The organism is Nocardia rhamnosiphila NBRC 108938 (genome assembly GCF_000720425.1).
Classification (GTDB): domain Bacteria; phylum Actinomycetota; class Actinomycetes; order Mycobacteriales; family Mycobacteriaceae; genus Nocardia; species Nocardia rhamnosiphila.
Window position 1 is genome coordinate 365,592 of record NZ_JOAJ01000002.1, and the last position, 23,102, is coordinate 388,693.

At 69.5% G+C, this 23,102-nt stretch carries 22 protein-coding genes; 10 read left to right on the forward strand and 12 right to left on the reverse strand.

What is annotated here, in order from left to right; genetic code table 11:
- Positions 1 to 19: 19 nt before the first annotated feature.
- Entirely contained in the window at positions 20 to 1,177 is a 1,158-nt protein-coding gene (locus tag IG75_RS0110530) for an acyl-CoA dehydrogenase family protein (RefSeq protein ID WP_030521021.1), read from the reverse strand.
- A 143-nt stretch (positions 1,178 to 1,320) separates the two neighbouring features.
- Between IG75_RS0110530 and IG75_RS0110535 the strand changes: the two genes are divergently transcribed.
- Both IG75_RS0110535 and IG75_RS0110540 read left to right on the forward strand, forming a co-directional pair.
- On the forward strand, positions 1,321 to 2,610 hold the full coding sequence (locus tag IG75_RS0110535) for a cytochrome P450 (protein ID WP_030521022.1): 1,290 nt from the start codon (positions 1,321 to 1,323) through the stop codon (positions 2,608 to 2,610).
- 5 nt (positions 2,611 to 2,615) lie between these two features.
- On the forward strand, positions 2,616 to 2,819 hold the full coding sequence (locus IG75_RS0110540; RefSeq protein ID WP_030521023.1) for a ferredoxin: 204 nt from the start codon (positions 2,616 to 2,618) through the stop codon (positions 2,817 to 2,819).
- Positions 2,820 to 2,834: 15 nt separating this feature from the next.
- On the opposite strand, the gene IG75_RS0110545 is transcribed toward IG75_RS0110540, so the two are convergent.
- The 5 genes from IG75_RS0110545 to IG75_RS0110565 all read right to left on the reverse strand — a co-directional run bounded on the left by IG75_RS0110545 (position 2,835) and on the right by IG75_RS0110565 (position 8,244).
- Entirely contained in the window at positions 2,835 to 3,857 is a 1,023-nt protein-coding gene (locus IG75_RS0110545; protein WP_030521024.1) for a zinc-dependent alcohol dehydrogenase family protein, read from the reverse strand.
- Between the two features lie 100 nt (positions 3,858 to 3,957).
- The gene (locus IG75_RS0110550; RefSeq protein WP_030521025.1) at positions 3,958 to 4,650 is read right to left on the reverse strand and encodes a type 1 glutamine amidotransferase domain-containing protein; all 693 of its coding nucleotides are present in this window, start codon (positions 4,648 to 4,650) and stop codon (positions 3,958 to 3,960) included.
- A 379-nt stretch (positions 4,651 to 5,029) separates the two neighbouring features.
- Positions 5,030 to 5,797, reverse strand: coding sequence for an enoyl-CoA hydratase/isomerase family protein (locus IG75_RS0110555; protein WP_030521026.1), 768 nt, complete (start codon positions 5,795 to 5,797; stop codon positions 5,030 to 5,032).
- Positions 5,798 to 7,057 carry an acetyl-CoA hydrolase/transferase family protein gene (locus IG75_RS0110560; protein ID WP_030521027.1) on the reverse strand — a complete coding sequence of 420 codons (1,260 nt, stop codon included), beginning with the start codon at positions 7,055 to 7,057 and terminating at the stop codon, positions 5,798 to 5,800. It abuts the gene before it with no gap.
- Positions 7,054 to 8,244 (reverse strand): CaiB/BaiF CoA transferase family protein, encoded by a 1,191-nt coding sequence (locus IG75_RS0110565; protein WP_051714469.1) that lies wholly within the window; start codon positions 8,242 to 8,244, stop codon positions 7,054 to 7,056. Before IG75_RS0110565 ends, IG75_RS0110560 begins: the two co-directional genes overlap by 4 nt.
- An 81-nt stretch (positions 8,245 to 8,325) precedes the next feature.
- Here IG75_RS0110565 and IG75_RS0110570 point away from each other — a divergent pair, with 81 nt between their 5' ends.
- The 8 genes from IG75_RS0110570 (at position 8,326) to IG75_RS0110605 (ending at position 16,929) form a co-directional block, all read left to right on the forward strand.
- On the forward strand, positions 8,326 to 9,864 hold the full coding sequence (locus tag IG75_RS0110570) for a class I adenylate-forming enzyme family protein (protein ID WP_081876783.1): 1,539 nt from the start codon (positions 8,326 to 8,328) through the stop codon (positions 9,862 to 9,864).
- A complete protein-coding gene (locus tag IG75_RS0110575; RefSeq protein ID WP_030521030.1) occupies positions 9,861 to 10,637 on the forward strand; it encodes an SDR family NAD(P)-dependent oxidoreductase in 777 nt (258 codons plus the stop codon). Before IG75_RS0110570 ends, IG75_RS0110575 begins: the two co-directional genes overlap by 4 nt.
- A gap of 159 nt (positions 10,638 to 10,796) precedes the next feature.
- Complete coding sequence (acuI, locus tag IG75_RS0110580) at positions 10,797 to 11,780, forward strand: acrylyl-CoA reductase (NADPH) (RefSeq protein ID WP_030521031.1); 984 nt, start codon at positions 10,797 to 10,799, stop codon at positions 11,778 to 11,780.
- A 12-nt stretch (positions 11,781 to 11,792) separates the two neighbouring features.
- Positions 11,793 to 12,986, forward strand: a complete 1,194-nt coding sequence (locus tag IG75_RS0110585; protein ID WP_030521032.1) for a MaoC family dehydratase — start codon at positions 11,793 to 11,795, stop codon at positions 12,984 to 12,986.
- Positions 12,987 to 13,037: 51 nt separating this feature from the next.
- Positions 13,038 to 14,750: a class I adenylate-forming enzyme family protein gene (locus tag IG75_RS0110590; protein WP_030521033.1), complete on the forward strand. Its 1,713-nt coding sequence runs from the start codon at positions 13,038 to 13,040 to the stop codon at positions 14,748 to 14,750.
- 508 nt (positions 14,751 to 15,258) lie between these two features.
- The gene (locus tag IG75_RS0110595) at positions 15,259 to 15,723 is read left to right on the forward strand and encodes an ester cyclase (RefSeq protein ID WP_030521034.1); all 465 of its coding nucleotides are present in this window, start codon (positions 15,259 to 15,261) and stop codon (positions 15,721 to 15,723) included.
- 5 nt (positions 15,724 to 15,728) lie between these two features.
- Complete coding sequence (locus tag IG75_RS0110600) at positions 15,729 to 16,217, forward strand: DUF3237 domain-containing protein (RefSeq protein WP_030521035.1); 489 nt, start codon at positions 15,729 to 15,731, stop codon at positions 16,215 to 16,217.
- Between the two features lie 34 nt (positions 16,218 to 16,251).
- Positions 16,252 to 16,929, forward strand: coding sequence for a TetR/AcrR family transcriptional regulator (locus IG75_RS0110605; RefSeq protein ID WP_051714470.1), 678 nt, complete (start codon positions 16,252 to 16,254; stop codon positions 16,927 to 16,929).
- On the opposite strand, the gene IG75_RS0110610 is transcribed toward IG75_RS0110605, so the two are convergent.
- The 6 genes from IG75_RS0110610 to IG75_RS0110635 form a co-directional block, all read right to left on the reverse strand.
- Positions 16,884 to 18,029, reverse strand: coding sequence for an acyl-CoA dehydrogenase family protein (locus IG75_RS0110610; protein ID WP_051714471.1), 1,146 nt, complete (start codon positions 18,027 to 18,029; stop codon positions 16,884 to 16,886). The two genes, IG75_RS0110605 and IG75_RS0110610, sit on opposite strands and share 46 nt — an antisense overlap.
- Positions 18,029 to 19,225 (reverse strand): acyl-CoA dehydrogenase family protein, encoded by a 1,197-nt coding sequence (locus IG75_RS0110615; RefSeq protein ID WP_036513480.1) that lies wholly within the window; start codon positions 19,223 to 19,225, stop codon positions 18,029 to 18,031. The genes IG75_RS0110610 and IG75_RS0110615 overlap by 1 nt, the downstream gene beginning before the upstream one ends.
- Before the next feature lie 13 nt (positions 19,226 to 19,238).
- Positions 19,239 to 20,018: an enoyl-CoA hydratase/isomerase family protein gene (locus tag IG75_RS0110620; RefSeq protein WP_030521039.1), complete on the reverse strand. Its 780-nt coding sequence runs from the start codon at positions 20,016 to 20,018 to the stop codon at positions 19,239 to 19,241.
- 6 nt (positions 20,019 to 20,024) lie between these two features.
- Positions 20,025 to 20,966: an acyl-CoA dehydrogenase family protein gene (locus IG75_RS0110625; protein ID WP_030521040.1), complete on the reverse strand. Its 942-nt coding sequence runs from the start codon at positions 20,964 to 20,966 to the stop codon at positions 20,025 to 20,027.
- A gap of 145 nt (positions 20,967 to 21,111) precedes the next feature.
- Positions 21,112 to 22,344, reverse strand: coding sequence for an acyl-CoA dehydrogenase family protein (locus IG75_RS0110630; RefSeq protein WP_081876784.1), 1,233 nt, complete (start codon positions 22,342 to 22,344; stop codon positions 21,112 to 21,114).
- A gap of 84 nt (positions 22,345 to 22,428) precedes the next feature.
- The gene (locus tag IG75_RS0110635; RefSeq protein WP_030521042.1) at positions 22,429 to 23,094 is read right to left on the reverse strand and encodes a TetR/AcrR family transcriptional regulator; all 666 of its coding nucleotides are present in this window, start codon (positions 23,092 to 23,094) and stop codon (positions 22,429 to 22,431) included.
- Positions 23,095 to 23,102: the final 8 nt, after the last annotated feature.

Consider the following 23,102-nt stretch of genomic DNA (forward strand, 5'->3'; position numbering starts at 1 on the left):
TCCGGAGAGTTCTGCGGCGCTACGCGGCGGTGAGGAGGTCGGTGATCCGGCGGCGATGCTCCTCGGGCGTGCCGTAGAGCGCGCGGCCCAGTCCGATCCGCCGCAGATACAGATGCAGATCGTGTTCCCAGGTGACCCCGATGCCGCCGTGCAACTGCACACAGTCCTGACCGATCACCGGCGCTTTCGCGCCCACATAGGATTTCGCGACGCTCACCGCTTCCGCGGCGGACCCCGGATCGTCGTCACAGGCGGCCGCGGCCGCGGCGGCGGTCGCCCGGCATGCCTCGTACCAGGTCTTGTTATCGGCCATCCGATGTTTGAGCGCCTGATACGAGGCCAGCGGGCGGCCGAAGGTGAAGCGGTCGGTGAGCCAGGCCAGGGTCGCCTCCATCGCCTTGCCGGTGGCGCCCACCGTCTCCGCCGCCGTCAGTACCGCGGCGGTGTGCAATTGGGCGCGGACGGCGTCGGCCGCGGCGGCTCCGGTGTGCACCACGGACTCCGCGGGCACCGCGACCTCGGCGAATTCGATCCGGGCGGTGCGGCGTACCAGGTCCAGGGTCCAGGTGGGGATGACGGTGACCCCCGGTGCGTCGGTGGGCACCAGCAGTTGTACCGGGCCGTCCGCGCTCTGCGCGGTCACCAGCAGGATATCGGCGCGGTCCCCGGCTTCGACCCGGTCCTTCACCCCGGTCAGCCGGTAGCCGTCGCCGTCCCGGACCGCACGCGCCCATTCCCCGTCGGTGGGCGCTTCGCGATCGGCGAGCGCGTCGACGATATCGAGACCACGTCCGGGTTCGTAGACGGCCCAGGTGGCGATGAGGGTGCCCGCCGCGATTCCCGTGACCGTATCGTCGAGCGCCGCGCGCGCGGTCGCCAATCCGGCGAGGACCGCATTGGTGGTGACGAACGGCCCCGGTGCGCAGGCCCGGCCGAGTTCGGTGGCGATCAAGGCCAATTCGGTCATCGGCCGCCCGGACACGGTGCCGCCGCCGTGCTCCTCCGCGACCAGCATGGCGGTCCAGCCCAGTTCGGCGGCCGAGCGCCACCACCGATCGTCGAATCCGGTCCCGGCCTCGCCGAGCGCGCGTACTGTCGGCACCGGGACGGTGCCGGCCAGGAATTCCCGGGCTGTCTGCTGGAACAGCCGCTGGTCAGCGGTGAGATCAAGGGTCATGTTCGCCGGTCCTCCGGTTGACGCACGGCACACCGTGTGGAAATCTCATATTCACAGATGAGAGTTATATTCTCAAATGCGGAAGTCAACCGGCGGAGCTGCTCGTGGTGGTGGGTGCCGGCCGAGCGAAGGGAACCCGTCACGTGAAAAACTTCGAGGATCTGGACTTCTTCCTCGGGCAGGAGCTGGTCGCCGATCCCTATCCGTACTTCGACGCCCTGCGCGAACAGTGCCCGGTGACCCGCGAGAAGCACCACAACGTCATGATGGTGACCGGCTACGACGAGGCGTTGGAAGTCCTCAACGATGCCGAGCGTTTCTCCTCCTGCATTTCGGTGACCGGACCCTTCCCCGGCTTCCCCGTGCCCATCGACGAGAACTCCGACGCCGACGCCCTCATCGCCGAACACCGCGATTCGCTGCCGTTCAGCGATCAGCTTCCGGCCCTGGACCCACCGACCCATACCGCGCACCGTGGGCTGCTCATGCGGCTGATCACCCCCAAACGTCTCAAAGAGAACGAAGAGGCGATGTGGGATCTGGCCGACAAGATGCTCGACGAGTACCTGGCGCCCGGAAAAGGGGAACTCATCCGCGATTTCGCGGGCCCCTTCACCCTCTATGTGATCGCGGACCTGCTCGGCGTGCCGCCGGAGGATCAGGAGGAGTTCCTCAACGCGTTGCAGCGCGATCCGCACCGCACCGGCACGGTCGGCAGCACCAGCTCCGATCACGCCATGGAGCACAACCCGATCGAATTCCTCTACGAGAAATTCTCCACCTACATCGAGGACCGGCGCACGAATCCCCGCGGCGATGTGCTGACCAGTCTCGCGGAGGCCACCTTCCCCGACGGCAGCCGACCGGAGGTGATCGACGTGGTCCGGGTCGCCGCAAACCTCTTCTCGGCCGGCCAGGAAACCACCGTGCGATTGCTGTCCTCGGGGCTGAAACTGATCGCCGAGGACCCGGAACTGCAGGCCTGGCTGCGCGGCGACCCGGAACGCATCAACAACTTCATCGAAGAGATGCTGCGGATGGAGAGCCCGGTGAAGGGCGATTTCCGGCTGGCGAAGACCACCACCACGATCGGCGGTGTGGAGGTCCCGGCGGGCACGGTCCTCATGCTCGCCAACGGCGGCGCCAACCGCGACCCGCGGCGCTTCGAGAACCCGAGCGTTTTCGACGCCAAGCGGTCCAATGCCCGCTCCCACATCGCTTTCGGACGCGGTATCCACACCTGCCCCGGCGCCCCGCTGGCCCGCACCGAGGCGAAAGTGGCGTTCAAACGCCTGCTCGAGCGCACCACCGATATCCGTATCGACGAGAGCGCCCACGGCCCGGCGGACGCGCGCAGATACCAGTATCTGCCGACCTTCATCCTGCGCGGGATCACCGCACTGCACCTGGAATTCGACCGGACGGAAGGGTAGGCCAGATGAAGGTCATCGTCGACGAGGACTCCTGCAAGGGGCACGGTATCTGCACCACGCTGTGTTCGGAAGTGTTCGCGCTCAACGACTACGGCTACGCCGAGGCGGTCGCCGAGGACATCCCGGAGGATCTGCACGAAGCGGTGCTGACCGCCAAGGACGCGTGTCCCGAGTGGGCGATCAAGATCGTCGACGAAACGGAGGGTTGACCACCGCGCGGGACTTCAGACGGTGAGCAGGACCTTGGTGGCGCGACGCTCGTCCATCGCGCGGTAGCCCTCCGCGGCCCGCTCCAGCGGCAGCGTGAGATCGAAGACCTCTCCCGGATCGATATCGCCGCGGACGATGAGGTCGATCAGCTCCGGCAGGAAACGGCGCACCGGGGCCGGCCCGCCGTGCAGATGGACAGTGGAGAAGAAAAGCCGCATACCGTCGAGTTCGACGCCGTGGGCCACCCCGACGTAGCCGACATGGCCGCCGGGGCGGGCGGCGCGAATGGCCTGCGTCATCGATTCCTGGGTGCCGACCGCCTCGACCACCGAATGCGCGCCGAGCCCGTCGGTGAGTTCCTTGATCCGGGCCACCCCGGCCTTACCACGCTCTTCGACGATCTCGTCGGCGCCGAACTCGAGGGCCAGCGCCTGCCGATCGGCGTGACGGCTCATCGCGATCACCCGGTCGGCGCCGAGTTGTTTCGCGGCCAGGACGGCGTGCAGACCCACCGCACCGTCGCCGACGACCACCACCGTCTTCCCGGGGCCCGCCTCGGCGGCAACGGCGGCGAACCAGCCGGTTCCCAGCACATCGGAGGCCGCGAGCAGGCTCGGATACAGCGCCGGATCCGGAGATCCCGGGACGGCGACCAGAGTTCCGTCGGCGAGCGGGATACGGGCCCGCTCGGCCTGGGTGCCGATCGAGCCCATCGGGACATTGTGCACGCAGCGGCTCTGGTATCCGGCCCGGCAGATCTCGCAGGTGTTGTCGGAGGCGAAGAACGATCCGACCACGAAATCGCCGACCGCGATATCGGCCACCTCCGGGCCGACCTCCTCCACGACGCCGATGTACTCGTGCCCCATCGGGGCGGGGCCCTCGACCGGTTCCACGCCGCGATAGGGCCACAGGTCCGACCCACAGATACAGGTGGCGGCGATGCGGATGACCGCGTCGGTGGGCTCGACTATTTCGGGATCGGGCCTATCCTCGACCCGGATGTCGCCGGGAGCGTACATGATGACTCCACGCATGTTCACCGTCTCCTGTTGTTTTCGCTCAGGTTTCGATTTTCTGGAGCACGTCGCGGATATTCCCGCACGCGGGATCATGCGGCCGAGCGAAGAATTCGCGTCAGGCGAGTACTTCGAGAACTTTCTCGGCGAGCGGACCGGAGGAAGCCGGATTCTGGCCGGTGAACAGATTCCGGTCGACAACGGTGTACGGCTTCCAGATTTCGCCGCGTGTGAAATCGACGCCGAGCTTCACCAGTTCGTCCTCGGCCGTCCACATCGCTTTCTCGCGCAATCCGACGGCATCTTCTTCGTCATTTGTGTACGCGGTCAGGCGATACCCGGCGAAGGGCGATACACCGTTGCGTCTGGTCGCCAGGATCGCCACCGGCGCGTGGCAGACGATGGCCAGCGGCTTGCCCGAGGCCAGGGCCGCGGTCAGCAACCTGCCGGAGTCCGCGTCCCGCCACAGGTCCTCCATGGGGCCGTGGCCACCGGGATAGTAGACGGCGTCGTAGTCGGCCGGTCGGGCATGCGCCAGCCCGATCGGCCGGCGTAACTCTTCGGCCGAGCGCAGGGTCTCTTCCAGATCCTGGGCGATCTGTTCGCTACCGGCCATCGACGGTCGCAGACTCATCACATCGACATGGGGTACCACCCCGCCGGGAGTGGCCACCACAATTCGATGACCGGCACCGGTCAGGATCCGATAGGGGGCGGCGAACTCTTCGGCCCAATACCCGGTGGGGTGCCGGGTGCCGTCGTTCAGTGTCCAATAACTCGCGCCGGTCACCACGAAAAGAATATCGGCCATAACAGCTTACTCCCCGATCGGTTGTAGAGCTGTGAGCGGGTGAAGTCGATTTCACGCAACCCGAATTCGCATCCACTATAAAGCGGCCGCGCGGGGGCGGGCAACAGTCCGGGCGCTCGAGCGCGCCCGACGGTAGCGGCGTGATGAAACAGATCATCGGTGAACGTGCATGCGATTCGCACGAGAACCGACGAATACGATGCGGCCCGCTCGTCGCCCGAGGTCATTGCCTCGAACGAGCGGCCGGACGCATCTCGACCCGGCCGTCACACTGCGGTGAGCGCGCGGCGGCCGGCACGTCCCCGGCCGCCCCGGCCGCCCATACTCCTGATCGGCGATCGACCTCGGCGTCCCGGTGCCGCGCCGGCCCGGGCCGTGCTCACTCCCCCGTCCACCGCGGCGCCCGCTTGGCCGCGAACGCCGCCGGCCCCTCCTGCGCGTCCGCGCTGTGATAGGCCCGCGCCGCGGCGTGCCGGGCGGCCCGCAGCGCGGCCGACCGGCCCATTTCCGTGGCCAGCATGACGGTTTCGCGGGCCGCGCGCACCGACAGCGGGGCACCGGCGAGCACGGTCGAGGCCAGGTCGAGCGCCGCCGGTAACAGCTCGTCCGGTTCGGCCAGCCGGTTCACCAGACCGATCTCGTACGCGCGGTGCGCGCTGATCGGGTTACCGGTGAGCAGGATCTCCATCATGATGCGCTGCGGGATCATATGGATCAGCGGTGCGGCCCACGGCGAGCTGCGGCCCACCTTCACCTCGCTCACCGCGAAGGTCGCCGTCGTACTGGCCACGCACAGATCGCAGGCCTGGGCGATCATCCAGCCGCCGGCGAAGGCGGCGCCGTTGACCGCGGCGATGGTCGGTTTGGACAGTTCGATCGTGTCGTAGGGGACGGGGAACATCTCCCGGGGCGGTTCGGCCATCCCGGTGTCCACCATCTCCCGTAGGTCACCGCCTGCACAGAACGCCTTCGGGCCGGCGCCGGTGAGGATGGCGATCCGCAATGCCGGGTCGTGTTCGAAACGGTCCCATGCCGTGAACAACCCGGCCCGGACCTCCGCGGACAGGCAGTTACGGGTCTGCGGCCGGTTGAGGGTGATCACCGCGATGCCGTCGGCACGGGCGTCGAAGAGTACGGCGTCCTCCATCTAGAATCCTCGTTTCTCGATGAGGCGGGCGGTCCGGGCCAGTTCGTCGCGGAAGCCGGGATGGGCGATACCGATGAGGCGCCGGGCGCGTTCGGCCAGCGATTTCCCGGCGAGTTCGGCGGCGCCGTATTCGGTGACGACCAGGTCGACTTCGGTCCGCGCGGTGGTGACCGGTCCGGACAGCGCGGCGGTGATCCGGCTGACGGTGCCGTTGCGGGCGGTGGCGGGCAGGGCGATGATCGACCGGCCACCGGGCGAGCGCAGCCCGGCCCGGACGAAGTCCACCTGACCGCCGGTGCCGCCGATATAGCTCTCGCCGGACTGTTCGGCGTTCACCTGCCCCGTCAGGTCCACCTCGAGCGCGGAGTTCAGCGTGACGAGATCGTCGAGCCGCGCGAGGACGGCGGCGTCGTGGGTGTAGGAGGTCGGGCACATGCGCAGGGCCGGATTGCGGTGGGCGAAATCGTAGAGTCGCCGGGTACCGATGAGCGCGCCGGTGATCGACACACCCGGGTCGATCCGTTTGCGCGCGTTGGTGATCACACCGGCTTCCACGAGGTCGACGAGGCCGTCCCCCATCATGCCCGAGTGGACGCCGAGGTCGCGGCGGTCGCGCAGCAGCCGCACCACCGCGTCGGGGACGGCACCGATACCGATCTGCAGTACCGCGCCGTCGCCGATGTAGTCGGTGATGTGGCGGGCGACGGCCTCGTCCACCGCACCGATCGCCGCGGGGGCCACCTCCACCGGCGGGGTCGATACGGTGACCGCGCAGTCGATCTCGGCGGCGGCCAGTGATTCACCGAGGGTGTAGGGCACCTGCTCGTTGACCTCCGCGATCACCACCCGGGCCCGCGCGACCGCCGCCCGGACATAGTCGCCGACCAGTCCGAAGCTGTGCCTGCCGGCGGAATCGGCGGGGCTGACCTGGATGAGCGCCACATCGCAGCCGAGCTCGCCGGATTCGATCATCGGGGCCACCCTGCCCACATGGCACGGCACGATCTCGAGCTCGTGGGTCCTGGTGAGGCTGCGCAGCGCACCGATGGCGCCCATACTCGACAGCGCGATAGAGCGGCCGACCCCGGGCGCGAACCGGCCGGAGAAGCTGGTCGCGATGAAGGCGGACAGGTCGCCGATCCGCCGCCCCTGGTCTATGAGCGCCTCGAGCAGAGTGGTGGGCTCACCGCAGGCCTGCCCGATGACGATCCGGTCGCCGGGGCGCAGCCACCGCCCCAGGTCGATATCGGCCTCGCTCATCCTCGGGTGCCCCTGCCGTGGCCGGCCGGCCCGGAGGGTTCCGGTTCGCGTACGGCCGCCGCCTCCAGTACTTCCCGGGTGTGGGCGCCGAGCCGGGGCGCCGGACCGGATACGCGCCCGGGGGTGCGGGAGAACCAGGTCGGCGGACCGGGGAAACGCAGCGGGCCGTCGGGGCTGTCGACGGTTTCGAAGAAACCGGCCTCGTTCAGGTGCGGGTTGTCGAAGAGATCGTCCAGGCTGCGCACCGGCGCGGCCGGAATATCGAGGGAATCGAGCAGTTCGAGCCAGGCGGCGGTGGTGCGGGTCGCGAAAGTCTCCCGCAGGTGGGCGTAGACGGTGTCGATCCGGCGCGCACGCTGCGCGAGGGTCGCGAATTCCGGACGGTTCCAGGGCGGGCGGACCGCGGTCACGAAGGCCGTCCACTGTTTGTCGTTGTAGACGAGCGCGGAGAGATAACCGTCGGCAGTGCGGTACGGCGTGCGCTCGGGCGTCACCGCGCGCGGGTAGGCGGCGGACCCCAGCGGCGGATCGAACAGGGCGCCGTTGGCGTGCTCGACCAGCATGAAGGCGGCCATGGTTTCGAACATCGCGACTTCCACTTCCTGCCCCTCCCCGGTCCGCTCGCGATGGAACAGGGCCATCGTGGTGGCGTAGACGGCAGTCAATCCGGCGATTTTGTCGGCCATGATGGTGCCCACGTAACCCGGTGTGCCGGTGAGGAGTTCCTGCACATGCGGTAGTCCGCATTCGGCCTGGATCGTGTCGTCGTAGGCGGTGCGGTCGGCGTCGGGGCCGCGGCGGCCGTAGCCGTAGCAGTTGGTGTAGACGATCGCCGGATTGATCGCGGCGACCTGTTCGTAGCCGAACCCGAGCGCGTCGACGGCCTTACCGCGCATGGAGTGGATGAATACATCGGCGCCGGTGATCAATTCGCGCAGTGCGGTTTTGCCCGCCGGCTCGCGCAGATCGAGGACCACACTGCGTTTTCCGCGGTTGACGTTGACGAACACCCCCGCCATCCCCGGTTCCGGGCCCACCGAGATATGGCGGGTGTTGTCCCCGGCCGGCGGCTCCACCTTGATCACGTCCGCGCCCATATCGGCCATGATCTGGGTGCAGTAGGGACCCATCACCATCGCCGTCAGATCGATCACCCGCACCCCGGCCAGGGGCCCTGTGTGCTGCATACGCCCTACCTTCACCGGGCCGGCCGAACAAATCGGCGGCTATCTGATGAATCTTTGTAAGGATAGTGATATCAAGTATGAGTGCCCAGTTTCAATGGCGAGAACGCCGGGCCCGGTAGTGGCGCCGGCGTGCCCGTGATTCCGGCGTCCGTCGCCGAGGTACTCCAACCCGTCCTTGCGGCAAACCCCGAAGCGGTCGCCGTCGAGGCGGTATCGGGTTCCTGGACGTACCGCGAACTCGACGAACAAGCCCACGCGGCCGCCGGGGCGCTGTGGTCGCTCGGCGTCCGCCCCGGCGACCGCGTCGCTGCCTGCCTGCCCAACGATCTGCCGATCGTGGCCGCCTTCCACGGCGCGCAGCGCATCGGGGCGATCTGGGCGGGTATCGGCGAAGCGCTCGCCCCGGCCGAACAGCGGTATCTGCACGATCTGATCGAGCCGCGCGTGGTCCTGGCGGGCCCCCGCTGCACGCTCGACACCCCCGGCCGGGTCGATCCGGCGCGCTGGGCCGCCGCGCTGCGCGCCCCGGCGGCACCCGGGATCACGCATGATCCGGACGCGCCGGCCGCGATCGCGTTCACCAGCGGCACCTCGGGGCGCCCGAAAGCGGTCGTACACAGTCAGCGCAACCTGTTGCTGCCCGGAGCCGTACTGGTCGCCACCCGCGGGTGGGGACCAGACTTGCGCAAAGGGGACAGCTTTCCGCTGACCATCCTCAACCTCATGGTGCTGTCCACTCTGCTCACCGCGCAGGCCGGAGGGTGCGCGGTGATCATGGACCGCCGCGATGTCGCGGGGGTCGCGGAATGGATCGCGACCCGGAAGGTGACGGTCTGGAACGGCGCCCCGGCCCAGCTCCACGACCTGGCCGCCCGTACCGAACTCGACCTGGGTTCACTGCGGGAGGTGTGGAGCGGCGGCAGCGATACCCCGGATACCCTCCGGGCGGCGTTCGCGCAGGCGCACGGAACCGTACCGCGGGTGACCTACGGCCTCACCGAAGCGCCGACCGTGGTCGCCATCGACCCGCCCGGGACCCAATGGCGGCCGCGGGCCGGCGGGCAGGTGCTGCCCCATTACGATGTCGCCGCCTACGACGACGACGGAAACCGGCTTCCCCCGGGCGGACTCGGCGAGTTGCGATTGGCGGGCCGCACGGACGGGCCGTGGGCCGGACTGTGGCGTCCGATGCTCGGGTACTGGTCGGGCGGTGAGGTACGGCCCGCACCGGACGGGCCGATCGCCACCGGGGATATCGGCACCGTCGACGCGGACGGCTGGCTCACGGTGCTCGACCGCAAGAAGATGGTCATCCTTCGCGGTAGCGCGAATATCTACCCGCTGGAGGTGGAGCGGGTGCTGGCGGCCCATCCGGCCGTCGACAGGGCGGCGGTATGCGGAGTGCCGCACGAACGGCTGGGCCAGCAGGTGGCCGCGGTGATCGAAACGAACGGGCGGCCGGTGGATTTCGCGGAGCTGGCCGAATACTGCCGAGGTGAACTCGCCGGGTACAAGGTTCCCGAGATCTGGGCCGCGGTCGACGCGCTACCGCTCAACGCCATGGGCAAGGTGGTGCGCACCGGACTCGCCGGTCTGCTCGCGCGGCAGGACCCGGCGTGAGCGGCGACCGCGCGGCGGCCGTGCGCCCCTTCGAACTCGACGGCAGGGTGGCCGTCGTGACCGGCGGGTCGTCCGGTTTGGGCGCGGCGGTGAGCAGGGCCCTGGCCGGTCTCGGCGCACGGGTCGCGGTGGTGGCGCGACGCCGGGACCGGCTGGAGTCCTTGGCCGGTGAGATCGAGGGCTTGGCCGTGGGGTGCGATCTGGGCGACCCCGAGCGGATCACCGAGATCGTCCCGGCGGTCACCGACGCGCTGGGCCCGCCGGAGATCCTGGTCAACGCGGCCGGTAACCGCTTCGGCACCGCGGGCGGGGAGGCGGAGTCGCTGATCGATATCCGACGCACCCTGGAGCTGAATCTGCTGGCACCGCTGCTACTCGCCCAGCAGGTCTTCCCCGCCATGCGCGCGCTCGGGCGAGGATCGATCGTGAACGTTTCCTCGATCAGTGGACGGGTGGGCATCCCCGGCATCCCGCAGGCCTCCTATGCCGCGAGCAAGGCCGGATTGTCCGGGCTCACCACCGAACTCGCCGTGCAATGGGCCCGGCATTCGATCCGCGTGAACACCGTCGCGCCGGGCTTCTTCCGCAGCGAGATCACCGACAGCCTCTACGACAGCGAACGCGGCGCCGGCTATCTGCGCCGCAATATCCCGCTGCCCACCGAGGGCACCGCCGCCGACATCGTGGGCGCGATCGTCTGGCTGGCCGGGGATTCCGGCCGGTATGTGACCGGGCAGACCATCGTCGTCGACGGCGGGTGGACCGCACGCTGACCCGGGGTGTTGACACCGATCCCCACTGCTGGAAATATTATTCTTGTTTCAGAGAATCAAATTCTCCAGAAGGTCTTCGGCTCGGCGCCCTGCCCCTCGGCACCGTCGTTCGACAAGCTGAACGACGGCCGAACGAATCGAGAAAGGAACACATCACCGATGTTCTCCGCAGTTCTCATCGACAAGGGTGAATCCGGCACGAAGGCCGAACTCACCAGCGTGGACGAGGCCCGGTTGCCCGAAGGCGATGTCGAAATCGAGGTGGCCTGGTCCACGCTCAACTACAAGGACGCACTCGCGATCACCGGCGCCTCCCCCGTGGTGCGCAGGTTCCCGATGATTCCGGGCATCGATCTGGCGGGCACCGTCACCGCCGACAGCCACGCCCGCTGGTCCCCTGGCGACAAGGTGGTCCTCAACGGCTGGGGCGTCGGCGAAACCCACTGGGGCGGCCTCGCGCAGCGGGCCCGGCTCGACGGCGACTGGCTGATCCCCCTGCCCGCCGAGTTCACCGAACGGCAGGCCATGTCCATCGGTACGGCCGGCTACACCGCCGCCCTCTGCGTCGATGCCCTGCTGGCCCATGGACTCACGCCCGACCGCGGCGAAGTGCTGGTGACCGGCGCGACCGGTGGCGTGGGCAGTGTGGCCATCGCGCTGCTCACCAAGGCCGGTTTCGCGGTGGCCGCCGCGACCGGCAAGTCCGGCGAACACGCCTATCTGAAACAACTCGGGGCGACCACGGTGGTGGACCGCGCCGAACTCGCCGACAAGGGCAAACCGCTGCAGAAGGAACGCTGGGCCGGGGTCGTGGACACCGCCGGCAGCCACACCCTGGCCAATGCCTGCGCGCAGACCCGCTACGGCGGCGCGGTGGCGGCCTGCGGCCTCGCCCAGGGCATGGATTTCCCTGCTTCGGTGGCCCCCTTCATCCTGCGCGGCGTCTCGCTACTGGGTGTGGACAGTGTGATGGCGCCGCAGCCGAAACGGCTCGCCGCCTGGGCCCGGCTCGCCCGGGATCTGGATCCGGCCGTGCTCGATTCGATCGTCCGCGAGATCCCCCTGAGTGAGACCGTCGCGGCAGCGAACGATTTCCTCGCGGGCACCGTCCGCGGCCGGATAGTCGTCGATGTGAACCGCTGAGCAGGAGTTCTCGTGAGTAAGAAACCGGACGCGACCACCGTCGAACTGGACCTCGGCGATGTCGACCACCGGGTCGGTAAACCGATCGGCGGCGGCCAGCTGTGGGATCCGTGCAGTACCTCCGATATCCGCCGCTGGGTGATGGCGATGGACTACCCGAACCCGCTGCACTGGGATCAGGAGTACGCGCGGGCGTCCCGGTACGGCGGGCTGGTGGCGCCGCAGTCGATCGCGGTGGCGCTGGACTACGGGCACGGCGCGGCGCCGGCCTGCGTGGGTCGCATCCCCGACAGCCACCTCATATTCGGTGGCGAGGAATGGTGGTTCTACGGCTGCCCGGTGCGGCCGGGTGACCAGCTGTTCCAGGAACGCCGTTTCCACGACTACAAGGTGGTCCAGACAAAATTCGCCGGGCCCACCATGTTCTCGCGCGGCGACACCGTCCACCGCAACCAGCACGGCACTCTCGTCGCCAAGGAGCGTTCGACCGCGATCCGCTATCTCGCCGAGGAGGCGAACAAGCGCGGTATGTACGAGAACCAGCTCGGGGCGATCAAGAAGTGGACGGCCGCCGAACTGGCCGAGGTGGACGCGCTGCGCACCGAATGGCTGATGTCCAACCGGCTCGGCGTGTCCCCGCATTTCGACGAGGTGAAGGTCGGCGACGCGCTGCCGCGGCGGGTGATCGGCCCGCACAGTATCGCGAGCTTCACCACCGAGTACCGCGCTTTCCTGTTCAATATCTGGGGCACCTTCCGCTGGACCGCGCCCGCGGGTGTCGAGGACCCCTGGGTCTACCAGGACCCGGGCTGGACCGAGGGGTTCGGTTTCGACGAAGAAGGCGCCAAGATCGACCCGCGCCTGCGCGACGGCCTCTACGTCGGACCCTCGCGCGGTCATATCGACGCCGAGAAAGCCGGTGACGTGGGTATGGCCCGGGCCTACGGCTACGGGGCGACCATGGGCGCGTGGTGCACCGACTACCTGGCCTATTGGGCCGGCAACGACGGGCTGGTCCGGCATACCAAAGCCGATTTCCGCCTGCCCGCCTTCGAGGGCGATGTCACCTATTTCGAGGGCGAAATCGTCGACAAGGACCCGGAATCGGGCTGGGGTGTACCGCTGGTCCAGGTGAAGCTGAAACTCACCAACCAGGACGGCGGTGTCCTGGTCGACTGCACCGCCGAAGTCGAACTCCCGCGGTGAGCGCGGTTCCCACGCCGCGCGCGGAAGCACTGTCAGAGAGGACTACCGGCGATGAGCACCGGGCCCCAGCACACCCCTGACCGGGCGACGGCGATCGTCGCGGGACCGCCGCTGACCGAGGAACCGGGGCTCGGGACGCTCACGCTCCCCGGATTCCTGCGCGAGGTCACCGAACAGTACGCGGCTCGAACCGCGCTGACCTCCCCTGCCGACGGTATCGCGTGGACCTATGCCGACCTGTGGGAACGGGCCCGCGAAGTGGCCCGGGCGCTGCGCGCGTGCGGGGTCGGTAAGGACAGCCGGGTCGGCGTACTCATGACCAACCGTGCCGAATGGCTGTCCGCCGTCTTCGGCACCTCGCTGGCGGGCGGGGTGGCGGTCGCGCTCAGCACCTTCTCCACGGCGCCCGAACTGGATCATCTGCTCCGGGTCTCCGGAGTTTCGGTGCTTCTGTTCGAACGCGGCGTGGCCAAAACGGATTTCGGTGACGTCCTCACCGAACTCGAACCGGGGCTCGCCACGGCCGCCCCGGGCGCGGTCGCCTCCACGGCGTACCCCTTCCTGCGCTACCTCGCGGTGGTCGGCGACCCGGTACCGGGTGCGGCGGTGGAGAGCTGGGACGCCTTCCTGGCCCGCGGCACCGAGACCGACCCGGCCCTGATCGAGGCCACCGCCGCGACAGTGCAACCCAGCGATACCGCGGTTCTCTTCTTCTCCTCCGGCACCACCAGCAAACCGAAGGGCATCCGCAGCGCACATCGCGGTGTCACCCTGCAGATGTGGCGCTTCCGGCGGATGTTCGGTTTCGGCCCCGGCGACGAGGTGCGCTGCTGGACCGCGAACGGTTTCTTCTGGTCCGGTAATTTCGCCCAGGCGCTGGGCGCGACGCTCGCTGCCGGCGGCACCCTGATCCTGCAATCGCTGATCGACGCCGCCGCAACTCTCGAACTCATCCGGACGCAGCGGGTGAACTTCCCGGTGGCCTGGCCGCACCAGCACGCCCAGCTCCAGGGCGCGCCCAACTGGGAGACAGCGGATCTGAGCAGTCTGACGTTCGTGGACCGCGACCTCCCGCTGGCCACCCACCCCACCGTCGACACCGACTGGACCGAACCCGGCCACGCCTACGGCAATACCGAAACCTTCACCATCACCACCTGTTTCCCGGCCTGCACGCCGGAGGAGACCATCGCCGGAAGCAGCGGGGTACCGCTGCCGGGGGTCACCGTGAAGATCGCCGACCCGCTCACCGGGGCGGCGCTGCGCCGGGGCGAGCACGGCGAGATCTGCGTCAAGGGCCCGACTCTGATGCTGGGATACCTCGGGACCCCGCTCGACGAAACCCTCGACGACACCGGCTACTTCCACACCGGCGACGGTGGTTACCTCGACGAGCAGGGCCGCCTGTACTGGGAGGGGCGGCTCACCGACATCATCAAGACCGGCGGCGCGAATGTCTCCCCGCTGGAGGTCGACGAGGAGCTCGATCGGTATCCGGGTGTCAAGATCGGCCGGACGGTCGGCGTCCCGCATGAAACACTCGGTGAGATGGTGGTCGCCTGCGTGGTCCCCCATACCGGCCGGACCTTGGACGCCGGCGCGATCCGGGATCATCTGCGCGCCCGGCTGGCCAGCTACAAGGTGCCGCGCGAGATCCTGTTCTTCACCGAGGAGGATCTCGCGCTGACCGGCAGTGCCAAGATCAAATCGAGCGATCTGCGAACGTTGGCGGCCCAGCGGCTCACCCCAGCGGAGTCACGGTAGTCGGAGGAGCCGCACGGTCTCCTCGCCCCCGCACGCCGGCCACCGGACAGCTGTTCCGGCACCGGGGCACACCCGCACACTCGGCCTGTCGGCGGGGAGAACGATGCAGACCGTGATCGGAGAGCCGGTACGGCCGGGATCGGCCGACCACCGGGACACCCGGACGGCGGCCCGAGCGACTCCGTAGCCCCGCCCGTCGCGAGAGTGGGCAGCAGCCACACGGAAGTACCGCGGCCCGGCCACCGCACCGAGTCCCGTCGCGCCCGGGTGGGTCGACACCACGCCGGCCGCCCGCCTCGGCGGAGTACTCCTCCTCGGCCTCGTCGGGAGCCGGGGGCCGAACCCGTTGCACTCCCCGGCCGGTATATCACCGGGCAGGTGGTCGAACCTTACCTCGATCCGTGGTCGTCACCAGCGCGTTCCGCTCCCCTTGTTTTTACATACGGTCGTATGTATGTTTTGAGCACCGGGATTTCCCCGGGCGCGTACCACGACCGGAGGATGCACCATGGACGGTCACCGCATGTTCGAACTGGCCCGCTCGCTGGCCGCCGCCAAGAGCGCCCGGGATCTGCCCGCCGCATTGCGTCTCCTCCACCCGGATATGAGGTTGGAGACCCCGGCGTTCGGGACCACCGCGCACGGACCGGCCGACAACGAGCGGGTACTGCGGCGATTCTTCGCGACCTTTCCCGACTATCACGTCGAACTGGACGGGCACGCGGACGACGGTGAGACCTTGATCTGCTGGGGCACCGCGCGAATGACCATGACCGGCGACCGATTCGGTGCCGAACCGAACGGCCGCCGTGCCGTGGTACCGGTGTTCATCGGCTTCACCTTCGCCGACGACCTGATCGCGAGCGAACGTTTCGTCTTCGATCTGGCCGAGTTGTGCGCACAGTCGGGCGTATCCACCGATGCGGTGCGGGCCCGGCTGTTCGGGCAGCCGAGCGCGACGGCCGGGCGGTGACGACGATGGACCCACGTGTGCGGCCCGTCGCGCCTATCGGTACCGCGCCGCTGTTCGATATGGTCGTGGACCTGAATCCGCGACTGGATTTCGGGACCGGCGGGCCGCTCGGCCGCCGAGTTCTGTACGGGGCGGCGGGCGGGTCGTTCGAAGGGCCCCGGTTGCGCGGCGAGGTGGTGGCCGGCGGCGGCGACTGGGCGCTGTACCGTCCCGACGGCACCATGCTGCTCGATGTCCGGCTGACCCTGCGCGTCGACGAGGAACTGGTGTACATGACCTACCGGGGCCGCTGGGTGATCCCGGACGGCGTCCGGGACGAGATGGCCGATCCGGACACTCGGTTCCGGGTCGACCCGGCCCGCTACTACTTCCGCACCACCCCGCTGTTCGAGACGGGATCGGCGCGGCTGTCCTGGCTCAACGACCTCGTCGCGGTCGCGTCCGGCTACCCGGTCGACGGCGGGGTCGCCTACCACGTCGAGCAGGTGCTGTGATGCCCGCGGCACCTGCGGTGGCCGGGTTGCGGCGATGACCACCGGCAGCGAGGATCCGCCGCCCGGCGGTGCGCGCGACGGCGACCGCCGCCGGGCGCGCGGGACACGGTCGCGGCGGATCATCACCCGGCACGCCGTCGATATCGCCTCCCTCGACGGCCTGGACGGGCTCAGCTTCGGCCGGCTCGCCGAGGACCTCGAGCTCAGCAAAGCGGGTATCCAGACACTGTTCCGCACCAAGGAGACCCTGCAACTGGCCACCGTGGCGACAGCGGGCGAGGCGTTCGCCGAAGCGGTCGTCGCCCCGGCCGGTGCCGCCCCGGCGGGTGCGCCGCGGTTGCGCGCGCTCATCGATCGGTGGATCGACTACGCCGCTCGGCCGCTGTTCCCCGGCGGCTGTTTCTGGGGCGCGAATCTCCCGGTGTTCGACAGCCGTCCCGGGCCGATCCGCGACGCGCTCCGGCGACAGCACCATGGTTGGCTGCACACGCTCGCACGGGATTTCGAGCTCGCCGCTACCGCGCGGGGACTCGGCGCAGGTGACACGGATCTGGTGGTCTTCCAGATCGACGCCGTACTCAACGCGGCCAATATCGCCCTGCGCTTCGGTGAGCCGAGCAGTGTCGAGAAGGTGCACCGCGTGGTCGACGGCCTCCTCGGCCCCGGTCACGCCCCGACGGGCCGCGCCGGCACAGGCCACTCCCCGCGATAGCGGTCGGCGAATTCGCGGCGGTGGTCGGCGGGAGTTCCGAACAGCGCACGGTCGAGTGTGGCCCGTTTGAGGTAGCGGTGAATTCCGCTCTCCCAGGTGTAACCGATACCGCCGTGCAACTGCACGGCCTTTCCGGCGATCCGGACCCCGGCCGCACCGGCACAGGCCTTCGCCGCCGAAACGGCCCGGCGGGCGGGCGCGGTACCGTCCATCGGGACGGCCAGGGCGTCCGATACCAGCCGGCGCGCGACGGTGAGGTCCACGAGCATATCGGCGCAGGCGTGTTTGACCGCCTGGAAGGAGCCGACCGGCCGGCCGAATTGCTCTCGGACGCGGACGTATTCGACCGTCGCGTCCAGCATGGCCGCGCCGACCCCCAGACTGTCGCAGGCCACCGCCAGCGCGGCACGGTCGTAGAGCGCGCGCGGTCCGCAGCCGATACCGGCGCGGAAGGGCCGGACCGCTTCCGGCGCGAGGCCGACGCGCTGGGCCGTCACTCGTCCCAGCGACCGCGTTTCGTCCACCACCGGTCGATCCTCGATGCGCACACCGGGCGCACCGGGCGCGACGACGGCCACCCACACGGCCCCGTCGGGAGCTCGAGCGGGAATCAGCAGAGTGGTCGCCGCCGCCGCATCGGGCACGAAATCCGCGTTTCCGGAGATTTCGAATCCCTCGATGGTTTGGATGATGCGGAAGGTGGGTACTATGCCTCCGGTGCCGGCACAAGCCGTTTCGCCGCCGGCCGCCGGCACCATATTTCCTTCCAGCACCGCGATGGGTATCGCGATGCCGGCGACGGTTTCGCGCAGCACCGCGTCCCGGTGGGCATTCGGCTCGAGCAGCGCCAAGGCGCCGATACCCGCCGCGGTCATACTCGGATACGCAGTGCGCGCGACCGCCCGGCCCACTTCCTCCAGCAGAATGCCGACCTCCGCGAGGCCGGCCCCGGCTCCCCCGTACTCCTCCGCCACCTCCAGCCCCGGCCAACCGGCCCGCACGAGCACCGGCCAGTCGATCCGGCCCGCGGCGCCGCACTTGCCGAGCAGTTCCCGGGCCACGGTACGCAGTTCGTCGTGGAATTCGGTGAATTCGCTCATCACGCTCCCGCCGGTTCCCTGGGCAGGCCCAGACCCCGTTCCCCGATGATGGTGCGCTGGATCTCGCTACTGCCACCCGGCACCGTCCACTCCCACGAGCCGACGAAATCCAGCACCCAGGCGCCGGACTCCCAGCCGCCCGACATGGGCTTGCGCAGCACGGTCTGCCCGGGCAGACCACAGACCTCCGCCCCGAAATCGGTCATCCGCTGGAGGAGTTCGCTGTAGTACAGCTTGACCACGGACGCGTCGGCCGGGCCGACGGTGCCCGCGTCGTGGCGTTCGACGAGGTCGCGGCACAGGGCACGCAACCCGGTCAGCTCGATCTCGAGCCGGGCCAGCCGATCGGCGATATATCCGTCGTCGACCGGGCGCCGCCCGAAGGCGTCGGGGGTGCGGCATTCCCGCACCAGCCACCCGAACCCGGCATTACCGAGCCGCTCCGCGAGTTCCAGCATGGTCAGGCCGCGTTCGGCGCCCAGCGTCTGCTGGGCCAGCTGCCAGCCCCGGTTCTCGGCGCCGATCAGATTCGCGGCCGGTATCCGCACCTCGTCCAGGAAAATCTCACAGAAATGCGATTCGCCGGTGGCCTGGCGGATCGGCCGCACCACTATCCCGGGCGTACGCATATCCATCAGGAAGTACGAGATCCCCCGGCGTTTGGCGGCGGCGGGGTCGGTACGCGCCAGCAGCAGGCACCAGTCGGCGTACTGGGCGCCGCTGGCCCATACTTTCTGCCCGGTCACCACATAGTCGTCGCCGTCGCGCCGGGCGGCGGTGCGCAGTGCGGCCAGATCCGAGCCGGCGCCCGGTTCCGAGAATCCCTGCACCCACAGTTCCCCGTCGAGGATCGCGGACAGATGGCGCTGCCGCTGGTCGGCGGTACCGCCGGCGAGCAGGGTGGCCGCGGCATGGTGGATCGCCACGAACGCCAGCACCAGCCGCGGCGCGTCGTGTGCCGCCAGTTCCTGGTAGAGCACGATCTGCTGCGGAATCGGCATACCACCGCCGTATTCGCGGGGCCAGTGCGGCACCGCGTACCCGGCGGCCCGCAACCGCTGGAACCACTCCCGCTGGAAGGCCACGAACTCCGCGTCGGTGGCACCGGTCTGGGCGGCCCGCCACTCCGCGGGGATATTCGCCCGGCACCACTTCCGCACGGTGTGCCGGAAGTCGGTGAGATCGCTGTCGGCCACGGTCACCTCCGCGTCATCGCCGCGCCCGCCCGCGCAGGGCCGCAAGCCGCGCCCGGTGGTCGGCCGACTGCATGGTCACCACCTCGGCGGCGAAACCGGCTTGCAGCGGACCTGCCAACGCCTGCGAAAGGTACATGTTCACCACCCGTTTGGTGCTACTGAGCGCCTGCTGCGGCAGTCCGGCCAGCCGCTGCGCCAGCGCCCGGGCCGCGGCCGGCAACTCCTCCGCCGGTACCGTCCGGCTGGCCAGCCCCAGCTCCACCGCGGTGGCCGCATCGATCCGGTCGCCGGTGTACAGATACTCCCGGGAGCGCAGAATCGGGGTGAGCAGCGGCCAGAGGGCCGCGCCCCCGTCACCGGCCACCAGTCCCACGGCGATATGCGGATCGGCCAGATGGGCGCGTTCGGAGATCAGGACGATATCGCACAGAATCGCGATACTCGCGCCCAGACCGACGGCCGGGCCGTTCACCGCGGCGATGACCGGCAACGGGAAGCGCAGCAACTCCTCGATGATCTCGGCGCCCTCCCGGATGCTCTCGTCCCGGGCCACCGGATCGTCCACGAACGAAGTGATCCAGTCCAGATCACCCCCCGCGCTGAACGCCCGGCCCGCACCGGTCAGTATCACCACCCGGGCCCCGGTATCGGCGGCCAGCTGCCGCCAGACCTGCGCCAGCCCCCGGTGCAGGTCGGCGTTCACGGCATTGAGTTCCGCCGGCCGATCGATGGTGACGATGCGTATCGGACCCTCCGCGGTGACGGTCAGCGCGTCGGGCAGGTCGTATCGCACAGCGCCTCACACTCCCGCCGGATCGGAGAACAGACCTGCCAGACCGCGCCGGCCGATCCGGCCGGTCAGCAGTTGCTCGGTGGTCACCGCACCGAACGGCAATCGGCGCAGCGGCAGGCTGTACCGGGACAACCACGACAGGGTGGTCTCGTCACAGAATCCGACCGCGCCGTGCAACTGGTGCGCGGTCCGGAACACGATATCGGCGGCCTCCAGCGCCGCCAGCCGCAACGCCAGCGCGTCGTCGACCGCTTCCGGGCGACCGGTCTGGATACTCCACAGCGCGTACCTGGCCAGCAGGTCGACTCCCCGCCGCTCGACCTCGGCGTCGGTGAGCTGGAACTGAACCCCCTGGAACTGGGCCAGCGGCCGCCCGAACTGTTCGCGGATCGACACATGGGCGCGGGCGAGCTCCAGGGCGCGGTCCAGCATCCCCAGCAGCGTCCAGCACGGGAGGGTCAGGGCGAGCGCGAGATCCGCACTGCCGTCCCCGTCGAGTGGCCGGATCTCGAGCGGGGCGACGAACGCCGCGTCCCGGACCGGACCGCCGGGCACCGATCGCGCGGTGCCGCGGGCGCCGGCGGGCGTCACGGTCGCCCACCGCAGATCCAGCCCCGCCACCGGTCCCGCGGGCTCCGCCCCCGCGACCACGATCAGACCGTCGTGGTCCGGGCCCGCCGGCCGCGCCAGTCGTTCGGCCACCGGGTAAGGAGTCGCCCAGTATCCGGCGCCGCGGCACAGCGCGGCCGCCGCCTCCAATTCGACGGGATCCCGTCGCGGGGCCAGTTCCCAGGCACCGAGACCGGTGAGCACGGGCTCGATCACCCGCTGCCGGTCGCGCGGGTCCTGTTCGGCCCGCCGCACCAACTCGTCCCCGCCGGCCGCGCCCAGCGCGCGCACTACTTCGCGACCGAACTCGGCGGCCTCGGCGGCGAGTTCGATCCGCACCTCGTGGGCGGCCCCGGCCGACCCGTTCGATGTACTCACACCGTCCTCCTCCGCCGACCCCGACAACCCCTGCGGTGGCGCGCCGCCACCACGGATTCCGCCGCACGCACCGGGTGGTTCTCCGGCGCCGCGGGTTTCCCCTCGGTCACGACCCGACCCGTCCGGCCTGTCGCCGCCTGCTCCGCACCGCTCCGGCCGCGGATTCCGTCGCCGGCCGCTCCCACCCCGACCCGGGAGCCGTCAGCAGTTCGCGGGCGAGCAGAATTCGCTGCACTTCGATACTTCCGGACGCGACGGTCGCGGCATTCGCATAGCGCCAGTGATCGTGGACGGCCCGCCGGAACCGGCGGCGCGTCTCCGAATCGGCGGGCACCGCCGCCGCGAGTTCCACCAGGACCTCCGCACTCTCCTGGTCGAGACGGGTCACCGCGATCCGGTAGGCGGCGGCATCGCCCGGCGCCACCGTGCCCGAACTCTGTAGCGAGAGAACCTGGTACGCGAGCAGCCGCGCGCGGCGGCACCGGGTGAGCATGCGCGCCCAACGCCCCCGCAGGACTTCCGGGATCTCGTCCCAGCTCTCGCCGAGCACCTCGGGCGCGGCGTGCAGCAACCGCTCGCAGCGGGCGTAGCGGGCGATGCCGACGCGTTCGAATGCCAGCACCTCCTGGACCACCGACCAGCCGTGGTCCACCGCGCCGAGCACATCGGCTTCGGTGGCCCGGACACCGTCGAAGAAGACTTCGTTGAGATGGTGCGGACCCAGCATGGAGGCGATCGGCCGGACCGTGATGCCCGGATGGGTCATGGGCAGCAGGAAAACGGTGAGCCCCTGCTGTTTGCGCCCGGCGTTCGAAGTACGCGCGAGCAGGAAGCACCATTGGGCCATGGAGGCGTAGGAGGTCCAGATCTTCTGGCCGGAAATGGCCCACCCGTCGCCGTCGTGGCGGGCGGTGGTGCGCAGCGAGGCCAGGTCCGAGCCCGCCTCGGGTTCGCTGAAGCCCTGACACCAGACCACCTCGCCGCGCGCGATCGGCGGCAGGTGTTTGCGCTGCTGTTCCGGGGTGCCGTGCCGCATAACGGTCGGACCCACCCAGTTGACGCCCATGTACTGCGCACCGCGCGGTTCGTGCTGCGCCCACATCTCCTCGCGGACCACGGTCTGCTCCCAGATCGAGGCGCCGCGGCCGCCGAATTCCTCGGGCCAGGCCAGGCAGAGCAGACCGCGGCCGGCCAAGGTCGCGCAGAAACGCTGCGCGACGGCAAGGTCCGCGGGATCGTCGGTGAAGGCGCCCAGATAGTCGGCGGGGACCTCGTCGGTGATCAATCGGCGTAGCTCGCCGCGGAGCTTCGCGGCGGTCGCACCCATCGTGAAGTCCATGGGCGTACCCTACGGCAATCCTCATAAGGATTGCAATGTTTGCTGGTTTGGCCGATATCCGTTTCACCCGCAGCAGACCGGGCCTCATGGAGGCGAGCCGGACGGACGGGCTGCCGCCGCGGCGGCAGCCAGGCAGAAGTCCCCCAGCCGCGCGACCTCCGCGGCGGTGGGCTCGGTATCCGACCACAGGTACTCCGACAACTTCCCGACGGTCGCGTAGGCGACCAGCCCGGCCGCGAATTTCGGTTCGGCCACGCCGAGTTCGGTGAACGGCGCATGGAGCAGGACTGCGAGCCGACGCGGCGCCGAGCCGGCCCGCCCGGTCACCAGATCGGCCCCCAGCGCGCCGGTATGACACAGCACGGCGCGTGTATCGGCGGCGAGCGCCGGCTCGGCCTGCGCCAGGATGGCCGCCACCCAGCCGCGGACCCGGGCCCGCGGCTCCCTCTCCTTGGACATCCGGTGCGCGACATATTCCGCCAGCCGTTCCGCACCGTCGGCGAGTACCGCCGCCATCAACGCATCCTTGGACGGGAAGTGCCGGTAGAACGCATCGTTGGACAACCCCGCGGCGGCGACGATATCGGCCACCCGGGGACGCGCACCGGCTCCACCCCGCCGCACCTGATCCAATGCGGCATCCAACAGCCGGCGGATCTCGCCGGCGTATTCGGCCTCCCGTTCGGCCACCGCCTTCCGGGCGATCCGGGCGACCAGATCCGACTCCGAAAGAATTGCATTCTTCTTCACAAGAAGTA